The sequence below is a fragment of the Parasphingorhabdus sp. genome (assembly GCF_048269865.1).
In the GTDB taxonomy this organism is placed as follows: Bacteria; Pseudomonadota; Alphaproteobacteria; order Sphingomonadales; family Sphingomonadaceae; genus Parasphingorhabdus.
In genome coordinates this window covers 364,724-387,212 of the sequence record NZ_JBLWUA010000001.1, presented here as the reverse complement: position 1 = coordinate 387,212, position 22,489 = coordinate 364,724, and the positions used below count along the sequence as shown (strand labels likewise).

The 22,489-nt window shown below is 55.5% G+C and carries 18 protein-coding genes; 9 read left to right on the top strand and 9 right to left on the bottom strand.

The genetic code is table 11. The features are described from left to right. The first annotated feature begins 7 nt into the window (after positions 1-7). The gene (locus ACN0WW_RS01830; RefSeq protein WP_417608782.1) at positions 8-1,303 is read left to right on the top strand and encodes a M48 family metallopeptidase; all 1,296 of its coding nucleotides are present in this window, start codon (positions 8-10) and stop codon (positions 1,301-1,303) included. Between the two features lie 6 nt (positions 1,304-1,309). Continuing rightward, entirely contained in the window at positions 1,310-2,110 is an 801-nt protein-coding gene (locus ACN0WW_RS01825) for an SDR family NAD(P)-dependent oxidoreductase (protein ID WP_417608780.1), read from the top strand. A 3-nt stretch (positions 2,111-2,113) separates the two neighbouring features. Here ACN0WW_RS01825 and ACN0WW_RS01820 read toward each other — a convergent pair whose 3' ends face one another. Both ACN0WW_RS01820 and ACN0WW_RS01815 read right to left on the bottom strand, forming a co-directional pair. Then, positions 2,114-3,052 carry a DMT family transporter gene (locus tag ACN0WW_RS01820; RefSeq protein ID WP_417608778.1) on the bottom strand — a complete coding sequence of 313 codons (939 nt, stop codon included), beginning with the start codon at positions 3,050-3,052 and terminating at the stop codon, positions 2,114-2,116. Then, positions 3,049-4,050: a threonine aldolase family protein gene (locus ACN0WW_RS01815; protein WP_417608776.1), complete on the bottom strand. Its 1,002-nt coding sequence runs from the start codon at positions 4,048-4,050 to the stop codon at positions 3,049-3,051. The genes ACN0WW_RS01820 and ACN0WW_RS01815 overlap by 4 nt, the downstream gene beginning before the upstream one ends. Before the next feature lie 212 nt (positions 4,051-4,262). On the opposite strand from ACN0WW_RS01815, the gene ACN0WW_RS01810 reads away from it, so the two are divergent. Continuing rightward, positions 4,263-6,557, top strand: a complete 2,295-nt coding sequence (locus ACN0WW_RS01810; RefSeq protein ID WP_417608774.1) for an ATP-binding protein — start codon at positions 4,263-4,265, stop codon at positions 6,555-6,557. Here the strand turns inward: ACN0WW_RS01810 and ACN0WW_RS01805 are convergent. Continuing rightward, positions 6,554-8,014, bottom strand: a complete 1,461-nt coding sequence (locus ACN0WW_RS01805; RefSeq protein WP_417608772.1) for a WecB/TagA/CpsF family glycosyltransferase — start codon at positions 8,012-8,014, stop codon at positions 6,554-6,556. The two genes, ACN0WW_RS01810 and ACN0WW_RS01805, sit on opposite strands and share 4 nt — an antisense overlap. A gap of 282 nt (positions 8,015-8,296) precedes the next feature. On the opposite strand from ACN0WW_RS01805, the gene ACN0WW_RS01800 reads away from it, so the two are divergent. From ACN0WW_RS01800 to ACN0WW_RS01785, 4 genes are read left to right on the top strand one after another with little or no spacing between them, the layout of a single operon-like run. Beyond that, positions 8,297-9,562 (top strand): oligosaccharide flippase family protein, encoded by a 1,266-nt coding sequence (locus ACN0WW_RS01800; protein WP_417608770.1) that lies wholly within the window; start codon positions 8,297-8,299, stop codon positions 9,560-9,562. Further along, positions 9,559-10,488, top strand: coding sequence for a glycosyltransferase family 2 protein (locus ACN0WW_RS01795; RefSeq protein WP_417608768.1), 930 nt, complete (start codon positions 9,559-9,561; stop codon positions 10,486-10,488). Before ACN0WW_RS01800 ends, ACN0WW_RS01795 begins: the two co-directional genes overlap by 4 nt. A 28-nt stretch (positions 10,489-10,516) precedes the next feature. Continuing rightward, positions 10,517-11,509, top strand: a complete 993-nt coding sequence (locus ACN0WW_RS01790; RefSeq protein WP_417608766.1) for a glycosyltransferase family 2 protein — start codon at positions 10,517-10,519, stop codon at positions 11,507-11,509. Then, positions 11,506-12,531 (top strand): glycosyltransferase family 4 protein, encoded by a 1,026-nt coding sequence (locus tag ACN0WW_RS01785; RefSeq protein WP_417608764.1) that lies wholly within the window; start codon positions 11,506-11,508, stop codon positions 12,529-12,531. Before ACN0WW_RS01790 ends, ACN0WW_RS01785 begins: the two co-directional genes overlap by 4 nt. Positions 12,532-12,814: 283 nt before the next feature. Here ACN0WW_RS01785 and ACN0WW_RS01780 read toward each other — a convergent pair whose 3' ends face one another. From ACN0WW_RS01780 to ACN0WW_RS01770, 3 genes are all read right to left on the bottom strand, one after another. After that, the gene (locus tag ACN0WW_RS01780; protein ID WP_417608762.1) at positions 12,815-13,969 is read right to left on the bottom strand and encodes an O-antigen ligase domain-containing protein; all 1,155 of its coding nucleotides are present in this window, start codon (positions 13,967-13,969) and stop codon (positions 12,815-12,817) included. 77 nt (positions 13,970-14,046) lie between these two features. After that, on the bottom strand, positions 14,047-15,459 hold the full coding sequence (locus ACN0WW_RS01775) for a hypothetical protein (RefSeq protein WP_417608760.1): 1,413 nt from the start codon (positions 15,457-15,459) through the stop codon (positions 14,047-14,049). A 2-nt stretch (positions 15,460-15,461) separates the two neighbouring features. Next, positions 15,462-16,586, bottom strand: coding sequence for a polysaccharide biosynthesis/export family protein (locus ACN0WW_RS01770; protein WP_417608758.1), 1,125 nt, complete (start codon positions 16,584-16,586; stop codon positions 15,462-15,464). 328 nt (positions 16,587-16,914) lie between these two features. Between ACN0WW_RS01770 and ACN0WW_RS01765 the strand changes: the two genes are divergently transcribed. Together ACN0WW_RS01765 and ACN0WW_RS01760 are read left to right on the top strand one after the other, a co-directional pair. Further along, on the top strand, positions 16,915-17,445 hold the full coding sequence (locus ACN0WW_RS01765; protein ID WP_417608756.1) for a heme NO-binding domain-containing protein: 531 nt from the start codon (positions 16,915-16,917) through the stop codon (positions 17,443-17,445). Positions 17,446-17,449: 4 nt separating this feature from the next. Further along, on the top strand, positions 17,450-18,898 hold the full coding sequence (locus ACN0WW_RS01760) for a sigma-54-dependent transcriptional regulator (protein WP_417608754.1): 1,449 nt from the start codon (positions 17,450-17,452) through the stop codon (positions 18,896-18,898). Positions 18,899-18,903: 5 nt separating this feature from the next. Here the strand turns inward: ACN0WW_RS01760 and ACN0WW_RS01755 are convergent, their stop codons facing one another. From ACN0WW_RS01755 to ACN0WW_RS01745, 3 genes are all read right to left on the bottom strand, one after another. Continuing rightward, positions 18,904-20,844 carry an EAL domain-containing protein gene (locus tag ACN0WW_RS01755; RefSeq protein ID WP_417608752.1) on the bottom strand — a complete coding sequence of 647 codons (1,941 nt, stop codon included), beginning with the start codon at positions 20,842-20,844 and terminating at the stop codon, positions 18,904-18,906. A 334-nt stretch (positions 20,845-21,178) separates the two neighbouring features. Beyond that, positions 21,179-22,279: a YihY/virulence factor BrkB family protein gene (locus ACN0WW_RS01750; RefSeq protein WP_417608750.1), complete on the bottom strand. Its 1,101-nt coding sequence runs from the start codon at positions 22,277-22,279 to the stop codon at positions 21,179-21,181. Further along, the gene (locus ACN0WW_RS01745; protein ID WP_417608748.1) at positions 22,276-22,485 is read right to left on the bottom strand and encodes a hypothetical protein; all 210 of its coding nucleotides are present in this window, start codon (positions 22,483-22,485) and stop codon (positions 22,276-22,278) included. Before ACN0WW_RS01745 ends, ACN0WW_RS01750 begins: the two co-directional genes overlap by 4 nt. Between the last annotated feature and the right edge of the window lie 4 nt (positions 22,486-22,489).

Sequence of the window (22,489 nt, the reverse complement as noted above, 5' to 3'; positions counted from 1 at the left end):
ACGGGTCATGTCCAAAATATTGTTTTTCATTTGCGCGCTTCTGTTGATTGCCGGGCTGCCAACAGACATGGCTTTAGCCCAGAATGCCTCATCCGGCTTCGATGTAGAACAGGCGAGCAGGGCCTATATTGATACCCTGCAGGGCGCGCAGCTTGAAAAATCCAACGCTTATTTCGAGGGCGGCTACTGGCTGATCCTGTGGGGCGCGTTGATCGGAGTTCTGGTCGACCTGCTGATCCTGCAGTCACGGCTGTCCGCTCGATTCCGGGACTGGGCAGAACGGGTGACCAGCAGAACATGGCTGCAGCCGGCCCTGTACGGACTGCCCTATATCATCGCTGGCTTCCTGATCACCCTGCCCTGGACGATCTACACCGGTTTTTTCCGGGAGCAGCAATATGGCCTGATGAGCCAGAGTTTTGGCGGCTGGTTTGGCGAGCAGCTTATCGGGCTGCTGATCTCGCTGATCACCTTTCCCCTGCTGATCATGGCGATATTTGCCGTCATCCGGCGCGCGCCCAAATTGTGGTGGATTTGGGGAACCGGGGTGATCTCGGTCTTCCTGTTCATCGGACTGTTGCTGGGGCCGGTATTCATTTCACCGCTGTTCAACAACTATACGGAAATGGCGGACGGGCCACTGCGCGACCGGATTGTCGCGATGGCGGCGGAATATGATATTCCAGCCGAAAATATTTATGTTTTCGACCAGTCCAAACAGCACAAGCGTATCTCAGCCAATGTTTCCGGCTTCGGACCGACGATCCGGGTCTCGCTCAACGACAATCTGCTCGAGCGCACCGATCCGGAAGAGGTCGCGGCGGTCATGGGACACGAGATGGGCCATTATGTGCTGGGCCACACCTGGCGGACAGTTCTGATTCTGGCACTGATCGTGGCGGTGGGCCTGTTCATTGTTGCCCGTCTGGCACCGCGGCTGATTGCGCGCCATGGTGAAAAATGGGGCGTCCGGAGCATGGCCGATCCGGCCGCCATCCCCCTGCTCAGCTTGATCCTTACGGTCTATTTCTTTGCCGCAACCCCTGCAATCAACAGCCTGATCCGGATCAATGAAAGCGAGGCCGACCGTTTTGGCCTCGCAACCGCCCAGGAGCCAGATGGTTTCGCTAAAGTGGCGATGCGGTTATCGGAATATCGCAAGATTGAACCCGGCCCGCTGGAAGAAATGCTGTTTTTCGATCATCCCTCGGGCGCGACCCGCGTCCGCATGGCGATACAGTGGAAAGCCGACCACGTCAAAAATCCGGTGATGGTGAAGCCGGGCAAGCTGGAAAAGGAATAGCAGCCAGTGGGCCGCATGCTGATTTTTGGAATAGGCTATACGGCCTCGCGACTGGCGCACCGGCTGCGCGCCAACGGCTGGGAAGTGATTGGCACACGGCGCGAGGCCAAAAATGGCGCGCTGGCTTTCGGTGACCGCAGCTCTGTACTGGCGGCTTTGGAGTCCGCCACCCATGTCCTGTCCTCTGTGCCGCCGTCGCGCGACGGCACCGAGCCCGTGCTCGACGGTTATGGCACGGATATTGGTTCAGCGGCGCTAAAGTGGAGTGGATATCTGTCGTCGACCGGAGTCTATGGCGACGCTGATGGCGCGTGGGTCGACGAGAGTGCACCGATCGGATCCGGTCGGCGCAAAGCGCGCAGCAAAGCCGACCAGAATTGGCAGGATTTGCGCAGCGACATGCGCGTGTTTCGTCTGCCCGGGATCTACGGGCCGGGCCGCAGTCCGCTCGACCGGGTTCGCGAAGGCAAATCCAGCCGCATCGACTTGCCTGGACAAGTGTTTAGCCGCATTCATGCCGATGATATAGTGAGCGCAGTGATTGCCTCGTTCGATGGGCCGCCGGGTGCCTATAATATCTCCGATGACCTGCCCGCACCGCAACATAAGATTGTCGCTCATTCGGCCCGGCTGCTCAATATCGCTGTACCGCCGCTGCAATCCCTGGAAGAAGCCAATCTGTCAAAGGCTGCGCTGGGTTTTTACGAAGAGAACCGCCGGGTTGCCAATGGGAAAGCCAAAAGACTGCTCGGATGGGAACCACAATATCCGGATTACAAGGCGGGGCTGCAGACGCTGCTCGACTGAAACTCAGCCCGTGATACGGGGTGTCTTCGGTTTGCGCGCGCGCAACGCCACCAGCAGGCCAATCATCGCGAGAACCGCACCGCCCGCCGACAAGGCGGTCCAGACATAGCCTTCGAAGATCGTCGAGAGGATCATCGCCACCACCGGTACCAGCACGCTCGTGTAGGCCGCTTTGCCCGGGCCGATCTCGCGGATCATGGAAAAATAGAGCGGGAAGGTCACGACCGATCCGATCACCCCGAGATAGACGATGCCGGCCCAATATGCGGCGCGGGACTCATAGACCGGCGGGCCGACTGTGATCCAGGAGACCGCTATGTTGATCAGCGCCCCGAACAGCATCGCCCAGGCGAGAACGGTGATGATCGGATAGGATTTGAGCCGTCGCCCCGCCTGCATGACATTGGCGACCGAAGCCGACATGATGCCGCCGAAGGTCAGCGCCGCGCCGAGCAACACCTGTTCCAGGCTGGCCGGGGAGGAACGATATTCATGCCAGAATAGCATCGCGATGCCGACTGCGGCAATCGCCGAACCACCGAGAAACGGTGCGGTGACCTTGTGTCCCAGAAAGATCCGGCCCAATATTGCGTTGGGTACCATCAACAGGGCAAACAGAACCGCCACCAGTCCCGAGGTGATGAACAGTTCGGCATTATAGACAAAGTTGAAATTGAAGGTGAACTGGAAGAATCCCAGGATCAGCGCCAACAGATAGCCGATCCGGTCAAGCTGGAAGGACAGGCGTTTGAACGCCGCCAGCACGAACATCGCTGCGGCGGCGATCAGGAAGCGGTAGCTAACCGACCAGCTCGGCGGCACTTCGGAAATCTGGTCCTTGATTACCAGCCAGGTTGATCCCCAGATCAGCGAGACCAGCAGAAACGGGATCAGGATACGGGGAGTGAGCAGGCTGACTTCAGCGCTCTCGTCGCCGCTCATAGAGCGGCAATCGCATCGGCCAGCGGCCGGATCTCTTCCGCCGTCTGGTTCCAGCTCGTCACCAGTCGCGCCTGTCCTTCTCCCCAGTCGTAAAAGTCAAAACCGATACCTCGCAGTTGCGCTGCTTCGTCGGCGGTCAAGCTGATGAAAATCTCGTTTGCCTCTACCGGGTAAATCAACCGGTCAGCGGCAGCAGCTGCTATGATCTGGGCGCCATCATTGGCTGCGCGGGCATTTTCAAGCCACAGATCGTCCTCCAGCATCGCCAGAATCTGAGCCGCCAGAAAGCGCCCCTTGGACTGCAAATGACCGGCGCGCTTGCGGCGATAGTGCGTCTCTGCAGCGAGCTTTCGGTCGAAGAAAATCAGGGCCTCGGCGCTCATTCCGCCATTTTTGACAAATCCGAAACTCAGCGCATCAACCCCGACCTTCCAGGTGATGTCAGCGGGCGAGCAGCCAAGCGTCGCCACGGCATTGGCGAAACGCGCGCCGTCCATGTGCAGCCCTAGCCCTCGGGCCTTGCATTTTCCGGCCAGACCCTCGACTTCATGGGGATGGTAAACCATGCCATATTCGCTGGCGTTGGTGATCGACACAGCCGCCGGCTGGACCTGATGCACATCATCACGGATCGCAGCGCAATGGCTTTCCAAAGCCTCCGGCGAGATCTTTGCCCCCTCCCCTTCAAGCAGCATCAGCTTCGCACCACCGGTAAAAAATGTCGGCGCGCCAGCCTCGTCCTGTTCAATATGCGCTTCCTTGTGACAGATTACGCCCTGATGCGGCGGACACATAGCGGCAAGGGCAAGCGAGTTGGCGGCGGTACCGGTTGAGACCCACATCGCCTCAACCTCGGTCTCGAACAGCTCCGAAAAAACGGCGTTCAGCTTGGCACTGTGGGCATCGCCATCATAAGCGCTATCGGGCGCATTCGCAGCGGCCAGCGCTTCCAGCAGTTTGGGGTGCACAGACGCAGCGTTGTCGGAGAAAAATCGCATAGCCAGCGCATGGCTCAGACCTTGTGGCGCGTCAAGATGGCTAAGACGGCAGCGGAGTGAATAGGCGAACCAGGACTATTATAACAGCCCACCACCGAGCATTGTTCGGATGCTGCCAAAAGAAAAATGGCGGGAACGGTACCAATTGCCGGTGTGGTTTTTCTATTCTGATCAATTCACTAACAATAAATCAATTATTGGTATGAGAAGCCATGACGAAGCCGACCGAAAATTTGGCTCCAAAAGACCTTTCGGCCCTTGTGGAATTGCTGCAGCGTCGACTGGCGCGCAGTGAAGCGGCACGTACAGAGGCGGAACAACTTCTGGAAACGAAAAGCCGGTCGCTGGCGATCGCGCAGGATTTGTTGCGCCAAAAAGAAGAGCAGTTGCTCGAACATCTCAACCGTCAGGCTCTTTCCCTGGTCAGCGCTCAGAATCTCGCCAATGTCGCCACATTCTATCGGGACGAGGATCGGAAATTCACAGGTTCGGATAATTTCGGCGATGTTATCGGGACAAAGAGACTGGTGACGAGCCTGGAAGAATTTGCCGGGATGGTGCATTCGCATGACCATGCTGAAGCAATGGAAATACTGGTTGCTGCCTCAAAGGGACTGTTGATCAACAAGAATGTCGAACGGGATCTTCGCTTTTACGATGACTATGGCCAATTGCGATGGCTGCGTTGGTCGGTTACCCAGCGACGATCGGCGGACGGCGTCAGATTTTTTGGATATGGCGCGGTTCGTAACATCACCAGTGAACGGCAGGCGGAACGGCAAAACCGTGTCCAACGGAAGCTGAGCGAACGCCGGGCGCGACAATTGCAGAATCTCACCGACAAACTGAGCGAAGCCAGAGAAGAGGAAAAAGCCAAAAGCGAGCAGTTGGCACAACGGGTCGCTGAAATGGAGAAAATGGGCGCTGCGCTGGAAGAAGCACGCGCGACGGCGGTATCGGCTGACAGATCAAAATCAAGATTTTTGGCGATGATGAGCCATGACATACGCACGCCAATGAACGCCGTTCTGGCAACCCTGGAATTGCTCAGCATTACCGACTTGAAGCCAGAACAGCTCAAACAGGTCGAACTTGCACGCCATAGCGGCGATCAGCTCTTGTTCCTGCTCGCTGACATCATCGAATATGCGCGCGCCGATGGCTGGCAGATGAACATCGACATTCGCGAGCTAAACCTGCCGGAACTGGTTGAAAAGGCTGCGGACACCTGGCGTCCGCTGGCCCGGAAAAAGAAACTGGAAATTCGCACCTATCTGGCGAGCGATTGTCCGGAGCATATTCTGACCGATCCGACGCGGTCACGCCAGATGATTGACAACTTCATCAGCAACGCGATCAAATATACCAGCGACGGCCAGATCGACCTGCGCGCGGAAATCATCAGCGAAGCCGACAATCTGTTTCTAAAAGTTTCCGTGTCGGATTCCGGAGATGGCATTCCTCAAAATGTACAAAAAAGCCTTTTTGAAGACTTCGACAGAGGCAATGCCCACAATAGCGAAATTGAGGGAACTGGTCTGGGCCTGTCTATTTGCAAGCGGATTGTCAAAGCTATGGACGGTCAAATCGGTGTCGAAAGCGAAGTCGGCGAAGGCAGTATGTTCTGGTTTACCATACCCTTCACCATCAGTGACGGTGCCTCTCTGGCGGCGAAGGATGCACAGGCTGTGGTTCCACAAAAGTTCTTGATCAATGGCCGCCAACCCAAATTGCTCATTGCCGAAGATGTCGAGGCCAACCAGATTGTGATTGGTGCCATGCTGGAAAATATGGGTTGCGAAACGGTGATCGTCGACGATGGCTCCAAAGTCATGGCGGCTCTGGATCGCGAAGAGTTCGACGGCATATTGATGGACGTCTGGATGCCAATGAACGGCATGGAGGCGACCCGCCAGGTCAGAGCGAGCTATAAACATGGCAAAATTCCGATTTTTGGCGTAACTGCATTCGCGGCAGACAGCGAACGGACCGCGGTTTTGAGCTCTGGCATGGACGGGGTCATCTCGAAACCCATCAACCTGGCAGGCCTGCACTACGTGGTCGGTCAGATTTGCGGGCGAGATGTCCAACCTGCGGTGGACCAGTCAGACACTGAAAAAAGCGTTCCGGATTTTGTTGAGGTCAAGTTCCTCAACCAGGCCAAGTTCGAAGAGCAACTCGATGCTGTTCCGGAAGCGCGCCGGACGGCGCTGGTCGAAGCGGTCAGCAACGATATCGAAAAATGGTGCGAACGGTTCGCCAACGCCTGGAAAGCCAAGGATCAGGATGGCATCCAGGCCGCTCATCATGCGTTGCGGGGTATATGCACGGGCTTTGGTGCCTATTCGCTGCTGGAGAAAATTGATTCCATGCGGCAACATGGTCAATTGGGCGCTGAGGCTGAACTTCTGTCGCTTCAGGATGTGCTCGACTACACCTTGACCGCCCTTCGCCGATCGGACCAGGCGGCCGACCAGCGAAGAGGCTTAGACCTAGGCAGCGCCTAATAGGCACCTCTGCCGGTGATAACCGCGGGAACCGTCTTGGTAATCAGCACCAGATCCCGCAGCAGTGACTTCGATGCCAGATATTCTAAGTCCATCTCAACCTGTTTGGCAAAGGGGATGTCTGCGCGTCCGGATACCTGCCAGGTGCAGGTAAGGCCCGGTTTACCCGTCAGTCGGCCACGTTCCTTGGCCTTGTAAGACAGCACTTCACTGGGGAGCGCAGGTCGCGGTCCGACCACCGACATCTCACCGGTCAGAATATTCAGAATCTGAGGCAATTCGTCCAGGGATGTGCGACGGATCCATTTTCCGACGCGCGTGATGCGCGGATCGCTCTTCATCTTGAAACATATCGAATCGCGTTCATTCTGGCTTGCCAGCTGGGCTTTCCGCGCCTCGGCATCTTTGTACATCGACCGGAACTTCCAGATTTTAAACGGCTTGCCATCGGCGCCGATCCGGGTCTGCCGGAAGAACGGCGAGCCTCTATCTTCCAGCGTAATAAACAGGCATATCGCAGCTGCCAGTGGCCCAAGAAGAAGCAGTGCAACCAAGGCAATCGAAAGATCGAGCGTGCGTTTTGTAGCCGCAGCATAGCGTTCTGCGTGCCCCCGGACGACGAAGCCATGGGCCATTGCATGTGCCATGAACTTGAAATTGCCCGCCAGATAGCGACCGGCCAGACGGCGAGGTTCCAGCGCCAGACGCCAGCACCATTCCAGGCCCATCTCACGCAGCAGCGAAGGGGCACGGGCGATATTGCCGGAATAATAGTCAAACAAACCGCCGACTCCCATCACCACCGGAATTTTGATCTGGTCGCGATATTTCGCGATCCATTTTTCCTGGATCGGGACGCCCATTCCAACCATCAGGATTGATGCACCCGAACGGTTGATCTGATCAATGACTTGCTGGTGTTCGCCTTCTGAAAAATAGCCATTCCGTGTGCCCGCGAAATGCAGGCCCGGATAGCGGTTGCGCATATTTTTCGCCGCTGCGGCAGCTACGCCCGGCTTGCCGCCCAGCAGGAAAATGCTCTGATTAGCCTGCGATGCCTTTTCACAAATATGGGGAAAGAGGTCGGTTCCGTTTAGATTGTCGACCGGGCCAATACCAGCCAGTTTTGCGGCTTGCCGGAGACCGGAACCATCCGGAAGCAGTATATCTGCAGACCGCACGCTTGCCAGATAGTCTGCATCCTGCTGCGCAACATTGACACAATGTGCGTTGATAAACTGAATGATGTTCCGCTCCCGGTCCGCTGCCGCGTCGACAATTTTCGAGGCGACATCGGCCAGGGAGCCATTTGCCAAGCCCAGTCCGAAGAGAGAGACCGCCTTTTCATTATATAATGAAATAGCCAACTCAGTGATATTGTTCCGACCGATAATAAGATGTGAGATGCGCCGGCTATCGTTTTTGCGAAGGCTGGCGGCGGATTGATATATGCTCATGTCGTTACTCCAATTGATTTGGCCAGAGCGTCGCATTTCGCGTGCCAAAAATTGGAAGTAGATAATTATCAGATAGTTAGATCGTTAATGAGCTATTGACCGTCCGGTGAGCTCGTTCAAAACGCGATAATCTTCGCAAAATGCAAAGCAATCATCTCACTTTGCAACAGCCTGCTGGTGATTAAATTTGCGGTAAGCATTGTCCCCCTCGGAAAAGCGGGCTTCTTCAAATCTGGCACGGCAATTGAAACGAATGTCCCGAAGCAATTTGGGAATAACATTATGACCGCCGGCACGTTACATAATCAGAACAGTAGCAAGCGCTCCATTGTTCATGGACTGCTGGCCTATGGATCGGCTGAGCTGGTCAATCGAGTGGTTCGGATATTGGTTGTTGTCGTTATTGCCCGACAGCTGGTTCCGGAGCTGGTCGGCGTTGCTGCGCTGACCCTCAGCCTTTTTGAACTGACGCGTGTGATTGCGAATATCGGCGTCGGCCAGAAAATCATTTCGGCGGCCGACGACAAGCTGGATGCGGTGTGTAACTCGGCCCATGGCATATTCTGGTTCTGGTGCTCAATAGTTGCTGCCATTCAGTTCTGTGTCGCTGCCGTACTGTTCACGGTTTTTGGGCAGACCCTCGCGGCGCAAATGCTGGTCGTATTGTGCGGCGTATATTTCTTCATGCCGGGCGGACTGGTTCAGTGCTTCCGTTTGATGCGTGCCAAAAAACTGGCGACCGTCGCAAAAATCGGCGCAGCGCAAACCATTGCAGACCATCTGATCACCGCTGTATTGATCCTGGCCTGGGCGAACCCCTGGGCCATCATCTTGCCGAAGCTGATGACCGCACCCTTGTGGCTGATCATGATGCGGCGCGCCGAACCGTGGTCAGTCACTGCCGAAAACGGTTATGCCAACCGGGCCGATATGCTGAGCTTTGGCACTGCGATTTTGGCGACCGACATATTGCTGGCATTGCGTAACAATCTGGACAAGCTGATCATCAGCGCGATGCTTGGCGTAACCGCTCTCGGCAGCTATTATTTCGCCTTCAACGCCGGCATCGGCATCATTGGCACACTGGCCGCCGCGTTTGGCACCGTCATTTACCCCTATTTGTGCAACCAGGATTCCACAGAGGAAGCCAACAGCTCCCTAAAATTCATCATTGGCGCTGGTTTGCTCATCTTCACCGCCCTTTCAGCCGCGCAGTTTTTCCTGGCACCAATCTACGTGCCTATGATCTTTGGTGAGCAATGGCTGCAGGCGATCCCGCTTATCCAAATTCTGTCGCTCGCGGGTGTTCCGCTTTTGCTGGGCGCCATCGCCTCCGCCTATCTGCGAGCACGCGGCAAAGCGACGCTCGATGCCTTGCTCGGCCTGATCACCTGTGTCGTGGCGCTCTCCGCGATGTTCCTCGGCGCGCAGACCGGACTGGCGCAGGCCGCCGCCGGCTGGGTGATCGGCACGTTCGTTGTGATCATCAGTTATTCGCTAATTTTAACAACCCACTCATTCGAAGCCGAAGAGGAATTTTCAATATGAACAATCCCCATTTTTCCGTCATTCTGCCTGTCTACAATGCGGCAGCGCATCTTTATCCGACGGTACAATCCGTGCTGAGCCAGACCGAGCGTGACCTTGAACTGATCCTGGTCGACGATGGATCCACTGACGACAGCCTGGCCGTGATGTTGTCGATGGCCGGCGAAGATGACCGCATCAAACTGGTTTCCCAGCCCAATAAAGGTGTGTCCGCCGCGCGCAATCTCGGCATCTCTGAAGCCCGGGGATCGCTCATTGCCTTCATGGATGCCGATGATCTTTGGGACGCCGACAAGCTGAAAATGCACCGTTTGTTTCATAGCCAGCGGCCGAAGCTTGCTGCCAGCTATGCCAAGATTGCGTTCATCGATCATAAAGCCCTGGACGCCAGCAAAGCCAAAACCTTTTCGACAGTGAGGTCGAAAGCGCTTTCCATTGAGCAAATCATCTCTGAAAATCCGGTCTGCACGATGTCAAACCTGGTTATCGCGAAACACGCGATTGAAAAGGTCGGCGGTTTTCTGACCGATATGTCTTATGCCGAAGACCAGGAATGGATCGCTCGGATTGTTTCCGCAGGTCACATGATCTGCGGTTTCGACCGGCATCTGGTGAATTATCGCATGAGCCCGAACGGCTTGTCGGTCGACTTGCCAGCGATGTACGCTGGCTGGCGTTTGCTGGCCAGTCAGTATGCAGACCAGTGCACTGTCTCCTCCTCCGAAGCGGTCTACTGTCGCTATCTTGCTCGCCGCGCTTTGCGGTCAGGCGCGCCCGCCAAGGTTGCCTTGTCTTATGCCTTTCAAGGTTTCCGGTCGGACCGGAATGCCTTTCTGGCAGATGCGAAACGGGGCTGGCTGACGCTGGGGTCCGCCTTCGCGGCCTTGCTGATGCCGCGGTGCGCCCGAATCCAGATCTTCTCCTGAATTTCCCGATCTAGAAAAGGAATATATTATGAATAACCCGTCTATCTCCGTCATCATGCCCGTCTATAATGTCGAGCAATATGTACCTGCCGCCGTCGACTCCGTTCTGGCGCAAACATTCACCGACTTCGAGCTGATCATCGTTGACGATGGTGGCACCGATATGAGTGTCGAAATTTGCGCATCCTATGATGATCCGCGCATTCGCATTATCTCTCAGGCCAATCGCGGCCTCGCCGGTGCCCGCAATACCGGGATCTTGGAGGCGCGTGGCGAGTATATCGCTTTACTCGATTCCGACGACAGCTGGGACCGGGATAAGCTGGCGCTGCACAAAATCCATCTGGACAACAATCCACAGGTAGGCGTCAGCTACAGTGGGTCCCGGTTCATCGATGCGGACGGAACGCCGCTTCGTCAGGCGCAGCGGCCGAAACTGAACAATATAAGCGCGAAAGACATTCTGACGCGCAATCCGATCGGCAACGGATCGGCTCCTGTCATTCGCAAGACTGCGCTAGAGAGCATCGCATTTTTGCACCGCGACGAGCCCCGGCGAATCTGCTTCTTTGACGAAACCTTCCGTCAGTCCGAGGATATTGAACTGTGGATCCGGATGGCACTGACCGGCGGCTTCCGCTTCGAAGGGATCGGAGGCTTGCTCACCAATTACCGGGTCGTGTCCGGCGGTCTCTCGGCCAACATTGCTGCCCAATATGACAGCTGGAACCGCATGATGAAAAAAGTGGAAAACAATGCGCCGGAGTTTTTTGCTGAGGTCGGCGACGAAGCGCGCGCCTATCAGCTGCGCTACCTTGCGCGGCGGGCCGTGCAGATGGGCGATGGCGCCTTCGCACTCGCTCTGTTCAAGGACGCTGTTTCAGTCTCCTCGAGGCCGCTTGTCAAGGAGCCGGTCAAGTCGGCCGTAACCTTGCTCGCCGCCGCCGCTGCACGATATCTGCCCACAGATCTTGTCGGCCGTCTTGCGACCGGCTGGACCGGCGGGAGGGCGTTCGCATGACCAACCTGCCAAAAATCGTTCACCTGCTCGATGACCTTTCACTTGGCGGTGTGACGCGCAGCCTGGAATTGTTTCAGCACCCGGCCCTCCAACGGCAGTATGATTTCAGCATGGAAGAGGTTCATCCGGAGTGGAACTTCGCACCAAAAATCGACGCGGCGGTGATCGTCGTGCATTTTTCGGTAAGCTGGAAAACGCTACCATTTCTCTATTCTTTGGCCGCGCGCAATTCGCAAGCCAGTCTTGTGTTGATGGAGCATAGCTATTCGCGCGAATGGGAGGCTCTGTGCGTTGCCGAGCCTGCACGTTTCCGGTCGATGCTGAAACTGGCCCACAAGGTTTTTGACCGGGTGGTGTGCGTTTCAGAAGCGCAGGCCATGTGGCTGGCGGAAGTGGCAGATTTGCACCCGCCAAAGCGCCGGGTCATTTACCCGTGGAGCGATATGCAGGGACTGGCGCAGCTCGCACGGCCTGCCTTTTCACTCAAAGCGCCAATTACCGTCGGTGCCTATGGCCGGTTTGTACAGGAGAAGGGCTTTGAGCGGCTGATTCATGCAATGAATGCCTTGAGCGATGGGACCGAAATCAAACTGCTGCTTGGCGGCTTTGGCCCCGACGAGGAAAAGCTCATACAACTGGCCGCAGGCAATCCCAATATTTCCTTCTATGGACGGGTGAACGACATCAACCATTTCCTCAGCCAGTGCGATATCATCGCAGTTCCGTCGAGATTTGAAGCTTATGGCCTGGTGGCGACCGAGGCACGGCTGGCCGCCCGGCCGATATTGGTGTCGGGTGCTGGCGGCCTGTCGGAGCAGGTCGGCGATGCCGGCTTGATCGTCGACTTCGACGACGAAACAGCGATCGTCAACATGTTGAAGAATCTTCGTCATTTGCCGCTGGTCAACATGTCCGTGGCGGGTCGGGATGATTGTCTGCACGTGACCGAAAAGCGCATCGAGGCCTGGTTGCAAATGCTGGGGGAGCTTAGCCTGAGCCCGGCGCATTTAAAGGCCGCGTGATATCATCGTTCCCTCCCCGGAAATCACCAGAGAATGGCCCTCCCGATTGTGGGGGCCATTTTTTGGTCAGTGGCTTCGGGGAGACCGGATGGCCCATAGTATAACAACCTTCGTTGTTCGCAGCATTGTGATCCCGCGGCACGGCATGTAACTCCGCTCGCAACCTGCGCCGAACGGCACCTTCGGCAGCGGCAACGCAGGATTGACCCAGCGAGGACAGCTGCCCGGATAAAGTCGCCGTAAATTTGCGGCTAGCGTATCGGTAGCGCGAGCCAAAAACTGTTCAAATGCTCTTTGCGGGACCGCGATATTGCAACGCCATGCCGATCAGCAACAGCGCGGGCCAGTAAAGATAGGCTAGCGATTCCAGGTTCTCGCCAAAACTGTACATGAGCAATAGCATGGTCATGGCCAAACCAATCCTACCGATGTCGGATGTCAAGGCAGACCGCAAAAGCAGACCGAGGCTGACTATCATAGGTATAGCCAGAGCAAACAGGCCCAATATTCCTTTGACGAATAGCAAGCCGTACCAGCTGTGGTGGCTGCCGATTGGCATATATTCAACGAGATGCGGGCCGCGTTCAACGACACCATGGCCAAACCAGAACGCTTCTCCTTGCCAGCGCTCGACGGCGATGCGTCCCAACGTCTCGCGTACTCGCGTGGAATCGGCCCTGGCTCCGGAAAATTCCGATTTCGCAAGATTGAGCGCCTCGATGATATCGACCGCAAACCACCCGGCCAGCAAAACAACTGGCAAGATGGCAAACCACATCAAGGGTCTCGTAATCTGGCCAAACAGGAGAGGAATCGGCGCGATCATCACCAACCCGACCAGAGCCAGACGCGATTGCGACAATATGATCATGACAAGCGCGGCAGCGATGCCCCAGTATCGCCAGCCACGGTCCTTTTCCTGAAACGCACAGACCAGATAGATCAGCCCGATCATCCCGGCTGCCGGCGACCATGGCGCAAAAAATTGCCAGCGCGGCGTTCCGGACCCCGGTTCCAGCGTATACAGGATTGTGGCAAAATACTCGGGGCCGGATCCGCCGAATATCTTCAGTGGGGATACCCAGAGAATTTCCGGCAGGCCGACAAAAGGCGCGACCAGAAATAGCGGTAGCAGGATTATCGTATATTTCCCGGTTCGGCAGATTGCCCGGTAGATGATCTCGGCCCGGATCGGGAGCACTGCTCCGGCGAATATGAACAGCGCGATAAGCAACCAACCCTTGGCCCAGCCAATCGTCGATTTGATGATGGCGCCCGTGCCAAGGCTGAAATTCAAATGGCCCGCCACCAATATTACCAGCATCGCCAACATTGCGATCAGCCAGAGCGACACTGACCAGTGCGGCGCTGCAATGCGCTTCGCTACCGGCAAAGATGGCGCGATATAGTATAAATACAGGGCCAGTAACGACAACACGCAACCCAGCACTGGTCCAGCAATATAGAGCCCGCCTACCAACCATAATAGCCACGTCGTGACTATGGTATAATAGACTATAGTTTCAGGGCTATTTTGTGGATGATCGGCTGTCTGAACCAAAGCAATGCCAATCCTATGAGGATGATGATCGTCGCACCGGTGGCACCCAGCAGCGCCAGTACAACGGACGGACTCGACGGCGAATCTGGCAGCGACGGTTGCTCCAGCGTCTGCACCAATGGGTATGACGCGAACGGATCCTGTTTATTGGTGTCGATCCGCGCCAGAGCCGAGGAGAATACGGCTTCTGCAACCCGATGATCGCGCACCAGATCAGCCAGCTGCGAAGCCTGTTTTACGAGCTTGCCGCTGTTCACCGCCTGGTTGGAAATATCGTTGCGAATTTCCGCCAAGCCAGCCCGGGCACCGGCGCTCTGGGAATTGGCAATGATCATGCCCTGCATTAAAGTGGACCGGCCGTCGGCGACCGCAATGTCGATATTCCGCAATATGGCAGCGGAACCGAGGCCCGTCAGGGCCTGCCCACGGCTAACCAGCGCGCTTTTCAGCTCATCGCGCTCTGTGCTGGCCTGAACCATATCGCCGTGATTGTCGCCCAGGGTGGCTTCTTTTTCCTTCGCCGCAACTTCCAGTTTTGCATAACGGTCTGCCAGTTGCTGAAAAACCGGGTCCGAACGGAGCCGCAACGCAGTATTGGCACTGCCAACATTTTTGCCGAGGATCGAGGAAAAGCGGCCGGATTCAGCAGATTTTTGCCGCAGCGTTATTCGCGCTTCCCGTTCCTGTTGGCGCAAGGCGTCCATGTTGGCAATCCGGGTATTGAACTGATCCAGCGAAACCAGGCCTGTTTCGGCTTGAAAATCGAGCAATGCCTTTTGCGTTGACCGCACTTTCTTTTCCAGAGTGACCAGGTTTTTAACGTCGGAACTTTCCCGCATTTTCGCTTCGTCGTTGCGCAATTCCTCCAACTGTTCAAGAAATGTATCTTTCAGAGCGATCGCACGCTGGTTGGCCAGCTCGCCGCTGGGGCCCACCACTTCGACTTGAATCAGATTTGTCTGATCGACCAGTTTCACATCGGGAACCGGAAATTCATTCATCTTGTCACCGGTTTTTTCGGCACTCTGCCGTAATGTTTTATCGGTCATCAACAGACGCTTGTAATTTTCGGTCGGACTCAAGGTTGCGCTGGAGAAAGCTGAAGACACTGATGACTGCGCCTGGCCAATATTCTCGAGATTCAGCGACCCACCAGCGCCGGAACCGGGTAAAATCAGGGTAAACTTGCTCCGATATTGATCGGGCGCCAATGCCAGGAAAAGCGCGGTGAGAACCCATATCACCAAGATCCAGGCCCCCGCCGTCTTGAGATAGCGTTTGTGACGCATCCGCATAGGTCGCCGGTTTTTCATGGCTTCCCAAAGTCGCATGTGCAGCCCTGGGCTTTCGATGACTTCGTGTTTCATGGTCAGTCAATATTCTTGAACAGAAAATAGGGAGATGCGGTTTCGCCGATCACACTGACGACGTCGCGGATATTCATGGCTGTGCTGTCGTAGCACGCCAGGCTGTCGCCCGGCATCAGATAGGGATCGCGGTCGTCGCGATCCTGCTGGCGAACCAGCTTTTCAACCGATCGCTGAATCACCACGGATTTGCCATTCATCGGATTGCGCGACATCAGGACAACTTTTCTCGCTGCATTCATTGCGGAGCCACCAACGCAGTTCGCGGCAACCATCGCTTGCGAAAGGCGCGTCCCATAGGGCAGGCTGGTCGCATCGCGGCCAATGGCAGACGACGCGTTATTGCTCGCTGGGCGCGACAGATTGGACATATAAACACGAATGCCGGGGGCGGTGATCTGCGATGGCTTGACCAGATCACCATTGAAGCATTCCGCCGAACCGACAATGATCTGATCATTGGAGGTCAATGCGACATCGTCAATTGCGTCGCCATATATCGCTCCGCTCAAGTCAATTCGTGACCATTGGCCATCGCGAATAAGATAGACAGCAGACAGGTCAGCATCCGGGCGGATACCGCCGGCGGCCCGCAAGGCGGCGGTAAGCGAGCGACTGACATTCCGGTCACCGGAATCGCCGTTGTTGAGATTTACGCCCCGCGTTTCTGCCGTACGCTCGCCAACGCGGATCATGCCTGGCTCGAACACCGCACCGCGCACTGCGACGCTGACACCGCCCAGCTCAAGGAGTTGTAGCCGGACGCTGTTGCGCAATCCTCTGATAAGCCGTTCTGCGACGAGCTTTTGGTGAATGATCCGCTCGGCCTCGTTGATGGACTTACCGGCGAGATCGACTGCATATCGGCCATCAAGGGCAATCGATCCGTTGGCGGCAATAACATAGACACGAGATAGGCTGTCGGTATCGCCGGCAATGTTCAGACGCACACGGTCACCGGAGGACAGCATATCCGGCCTGGCAGCAAGCACGGAAACCGGCGTTTGCGCATTCGGCAAAAGCCCGGTCGGCGTCCATGATGCTCTGCACTGGCCCAACCTGTCGTTCTCCTCCGCGAACTGCTGGGGCGCATATTGGCTGCCAATGGCGTTCTCGGGGCGCTCCATTGTGGCACACCCTGCCAAGAGCGATGCGATAGTTAAAAGAGGGACGGTCTTATATTTCATATTTCACCTGAAGTTTACATTCAGACTAAACCTCGCAATGGTTGTGCCAACTTTGGTTTATCGTGGGTTAGCAAGGTTAATATTCCGAGAACGCAATAAATCTTCATTGATGTTTGCATTTTGCAAACCTTTCTGTTGCATATTGCGAACAGTTGTTGTTGCGAAATGCAATATAATGCTCATTTGTCCTGGAATTACGCCATTCTTATTTTGGCATAGAAAGTGCTTCAAGCCTTGGGATGTCTGATCAGAAAAGGAATGAAGCGCGATGAAAGGTATTATTTTTACGGAATTGGTCCGATTTATGGAGAAAGCCCAATCCCCGGAATTTGCTGACCAAGTAATTTCCGGTGCTGCCTTGCCCAATGAGGGCGCATTTACGTCAATTGGCAACTATCCATCGGAATATGCTCTTGCGATGGTCGGAGAAGCCTCCAGGCAATCGGGGATTGAAGCCACCGAACTATGTCGCTTGTTCGGAAAATATCTCTACGATCGTTTTCACATTATATATCCGCACATCATGGAATCCTACAGGACGGCTGAATCGCTGCTGACACATGTTGGCAGCCATATTCACACCGAAGTCTGTATTCTGTACCCGGATGCGCGGCCGCCCCAGATCACCGCCGACGTGCAAGACGGCCAAACGCTGATCCGTTATCAATCCCATCGCCCCATGGCTGCAATTGCCCATGGCCTCGTCCAGGGATGTATGGCTCATTACAACGATCCGCGGTCGTTGGATTGGGAATGCGGTGATGACGGAAAATCCGCTCTATTTACAATAAAGGGATAAAATCATGTCCGGCCAGAAAATCCTGATCATTGAAGACATCGCATCTCTGTCTATTGCGTATGCCGGACATCTGGAAACTGCCGGATTTGAATGTGTCATCGTCGACAGTCTGGCGGATGCAAGCGTCGAGTTGGAACAGGGCGATAGTGGTTTTTCCGCGATCTTGCTTGATCTTCAATTGCCGGATGGCAACGGATTGGATTGGCTGAAGAAAAACGCGGGAATTTTATCGGAGCTTGCAGTCATCGTCGCGACCGCAGATGGTTCAATCAATCGCGCGATCGACGCAATGCGCCTCGGCGCTTATGATTTCATGGTCAAACCACTGTCCCCATCACGCCTGGTAACGGCGATGAGAGGGGCAGTTGAAGTGATAAAATCCGTGCGCGCGGACGTAAAGGCCGTCGATAAGAGCGGACCGGAAACTGATGGTCTGGAAGGATTTATCGGCGCGAGCGAGCCGATGCAGGATGTCTATCGCCAGATAAAAAATGTCGCCAATTCCAAAGCGACCGTTTTCATCACCGGCGAAAGCGGGACTGGCAAGGAAGTTTGCGCTGACGCCATCCACAAATCCGGTCCTCGGGCGAAAAAGCCGTTTGTCGCGATAAATTGCGGTGCCATTCCCGAAGACCTTCTGGAATCGGAGCTGTTTGGTCACCTGAAGGGCTCGTTTACCGGTGCCATTTCAGACCGGGTTGGTGCCGTACAGGCCGCCAACGGCGGAACCTTGTTTCTCGACGAAATCTGCGAGATGCAGCTGAAGTTGCAGGTCAAGCTGCTGCGTTTCCTGCAGACGGGAACCGTCCAAAGGGTTGGTGCGACCAAGACCGAAGATGTCGATGTTCGCATCATATGCGCAACCAATCGCAATCCGGCGCTGGAAGTTGAACAGGGGCGCTTTCGTGAAGATCTGTACTACCGGCTTGCCGTCGTCCCGATCAACCTGCCGCCATTGCGCGACCGCGGCAGTGATATCACCTTGCTTGCCAATACATTCCTGAAAAACTTCGCGACAGAAGAGGGCAAAGATTTCTCACCACTGAGCGCCGATCTGGCCACCAGTTTTGAAAACCATAGCTGGCCAGGCAACGTCCGGGAGCTACAAAATCTGATGCGCCGCGCTGCGGTGATGTTTGACGGTCCACAGCTCGATAAAACTATTCTTCCGGAATTTTCCGATCCGGCTGTTCAACGCAAAGAATCCGGCGAGACACCGCCGGTGTCCTCGCAGATAATGAACCAGCAACCAGCGAATTCAGCTTTCGGCCACATAGAAACGCTGAGCCAGTTTGACGGGATGACACTGGATCAAATTGAGCAAGTGGTCATTGAGAGGGCAGTAAAAAACTGCAATGGCAGTCTGACAAAGGCGGCCCATAAACTAGGCGTCAGCCCGTCCACTCTGTACCGGAAAAAAGAGAAATGGGACGCTTCAGCGCTACCAGAATAGGTTGATCAATTTGCCTGTGATACAGGACCAACGTCGGCAGAATCGCGGATCTCCGACTTGGGCGCATGTTTCGCACGCTGGGTGCGCTCCCGCATCGCGCGACTGGCGACGAACCGGTCGGTAAGACCAGATTTCGGTTCAGCTTTCTCGGTCGCCCTGCCCTGTGCGTGATCGATCAGCAACTGCCTGGCTGATTTGTGGGGCACGGCGGCAGAGAACAAATAGCCCTGCCCAAGATTGCACCCGATCTCGGCCAGCAAGTTCGCCTGATCTTCCGTCTCGATGCCTTCCGCGACAACCCGCATGTCGAGCTTGCGAGCGATCTCGAGCAATCCTCCGATGATCGCCATGCTGCGATGATTAGCCTGCAATTCGCTGACAAAGGATCGGTCAATTTTGATGATGTCGACCGGAACCGTCAGAAGATGTCTGAGCGAGGCAAATCCCGTTCCGAAGTCATCCAGCGCGATACGCAGACCTTTTGCCCGCAGAGACTTGATCTCTCCGGCCACAACCGGGTCATTCTGACCGAGATATACCGATTCAGTCACTTCCAGGATCACATGCTTGAGAGGCACATTTTCACGGCCAAAGGCCGCCTCGATCCGGTCAAACAATGTGCCGCTGTGAAAGTCAGCCGACGAGATGTTGATGCCGATATCCTGAAACGGAATGCCCGCCTCCAGCCACGATCTGATGTCTGCAGCGGTCAGCGCGAGCATTCCCTCGGTGAGTCTGGCGGATACTTCGACATCGGTTGTTGCCTGATGAAAAGCCCCTGCCGAAACAATATTGCCTTCCGGCCTCCGGAGACGGCAAAGTGCCTCCATGCCAACGATCTCACGCGTGTCTAGCCGGACGACCGGCTGGTAATAAGCCTCAATCCGCCCATCATCCAGCGCGCTACCAACGTCTTGAATCACTTCCATCCGTTGCTTGATCGTGGTGCCGATGCCGGGCCAGTATCGAACAAAGCCGCCGCGACCAGTCTCTTTCGCATGATAGAGTGCAAAATCGGCGTGCTTGTGCACGGTCGCGTGATCATTGTCGCGAGGAGACGATGCTGCGCCGCCGATCGTCGCCCGTGGTTGAAGCATATGCCCGTCACAACTTGCAACCGCGCTGACCGCTTCAAGAATACGCTCCGCCGTACCGCTCAGGTCGGCAACCGCGTCCGCCTCTTTTAAGATGATCGCAAATTCGTCGCCGCCGAGCCTGAATACATGGTCGGGAAGTACCTTCGCGGCGATCCTTTGGCCTACGGTGCTTAGCAACTCATCGCCGGCCGGATGCCCGAATGTATCGTTGATAGTCTTAAGGTTATCGACATCGAGAATCATCAGCGCCCAGGTGCCCGGCTCTTCGTCCGACAACTGCTCGAGAGCGGCGTCATAGCTTGCCCGGTTTGGCAAGTCGGTGAGAGCATCGATGTAACCCCGCCGCTCCCGCTCGAGAACGCGGTCATGCCGTTCCAGGGCAATCGCCGAGAGATGAATGCTGGCGCTCACCAGATCGCGTTCATGCGCGGTGGGAACCCGCTCTTCCTTGAAATATAAGGCAAAGGTTCCGAACACGGCGCCTTCCGCATTGTAGATTGGAACCGACCAGCAGGCCTTGAATCCGCATTCCACAATGAGCGGTTTGAATTCGCTCCAGCGCGGATCCGTGTTGACATCTGTCACGGCCACCGGTTCGCGCAGAAACGCGGCGCTGCCGCAGGAACCGACATTGGGGCCGATGATCGTCCCTTTGACAAGGTCGGAGAATTCCTCCGGCAAGCTAGGTGCAGCGAGCGGATGCAATATCCCGTTTTTATCTACCCGGAGAACCGAGCAGGCAACGCCTGGCAACAGGGACTCGATTTCGTAACATAATCGTTTCGCCGTTACGTCCAGGGCCACGCCGGTAGCAATCATCTCAAGAATGATGTTTTGAAAACGTAACAAAAATAACTACCTTCCGTACTCACAACCAATTCATTTGACAGTAGCCTATCCAAGTAAACAGAAGATGAAGCGTCGGGAGTTCGTGGTTGCTTCTCGGCACTGTAAATGTTGCAGGAGCACACAGTAGGCAAACGCCAGCAGACATTATTATCCCTAACCCTCTCCAGACCGATAAAAAGAGGTCGTTGGGCAAGCATCGAGAGAAAGAATGCAGACAATGTTGGCGGACGGTTTGCTTTGTCATCGCCCGCATGAATATTGCCGCTTTCGGGCTCAGTCAGGCGCATTCAGAACATCATTCCTGAGTTATGCCGCAATCACTATCGGTCTTTGGCTATTTTGCTCTGGATGATTTTCGCGCGATCCGGTCAGCGCGTCTGCGCTGCTTTTTCTCGAGTATTTGTCGGCTGGCCTGATCGAGCAAAACTGTATCGGCCATCACTGCGCCGCGCTCGCCGAGCGGCCGATCCATGCCGGTCGTTGAATCCTGAAACGTCTGCCGTTCGGTTTCGGCATTTATCTCCGCTCCGATCAGCACAGAATAAGCCGACAGGAACAGCCACATCAGAAAGATGACAACCGCGGCCAGCGATCCGTACGTCGCGTTATAATCGCTGACATTGGCGGCATAATAGCCGAACCCTATCGTGATCCCCAGCCACAGCAACGTCGCCACGACCGATCCAATCGAAAGCCAGCGCCATTTCGCCGGTCGGCGGTCCGGCGCATAGCGGAAAAACAGGCCAAAGGTCAGGCTGACCAGAAACCCTGCCGTGATCCACGTTATGATTTTCAGGAATATCAGTACATTGTCGCCCAGATATCCCTGCAAAAAATTGCTGATATAGGTGAATACAGAGATGGCCGACAGACCGATAATCGCGACTACGGCCATGCCGATCGTAATTTGTAAGCCCACCCAGGTGGTCATCAATATATTGCGCGATTCATGTTCTTCATAAATGATGTTGAGCGCTTTCATCATCGCGTTCGCGGCGCGCATTGCGCCGTAAGTTGAGACCAGCAGAGCGACGGCCAAACCCAACCCCTTGGCAGTCTTGCTGGTGCTGACAATCGACATCAGTTGTTCGCGCAAGATCGTCAGCACCGCGTCGGGCAAAATGCCGGAAACCTGTTCAATACTGGCGGCAACGGTATTGGGATCACCAATCAGACCATAAAGCAGCGCGATCACTGCGATTAACGGGACAAAGGCGAGAAAGGCAAAAAACGCGACCCCGGCGGCCAGCAACGGAAGATTGTGGAAGTCATTCATCACATAGAGGCGTTTCAGGACCGCCCACCATGCCTTGAAGGGGAAATGGAACGGCGAATGGGCGCTCGCTCCCGGCGTGCGCGCCTCGATATCTTCCAGTTCCAGATCTTCAGCGACAGCGTTCGGTGCAGGGGAATCGTTCGTTGAATCAGCGGTCATTTGTTCGTTTCAGCTTCGGTATCGGCCAAGCGCTCTTCCTCTTTCGCGGACTCGGTGATGGTATCGGCCTCGCGCCCCTCGGCCAATTGCTGATCGACGCTCGCTTCAATCTCGCTGGCCGCTTCATTCAATTTCTCAAGATTATCCTGATATTTTTCATCAAAATCCTTCTCGCATCCACTGAGCGAGAGGATCAAGACTGCCAAAACA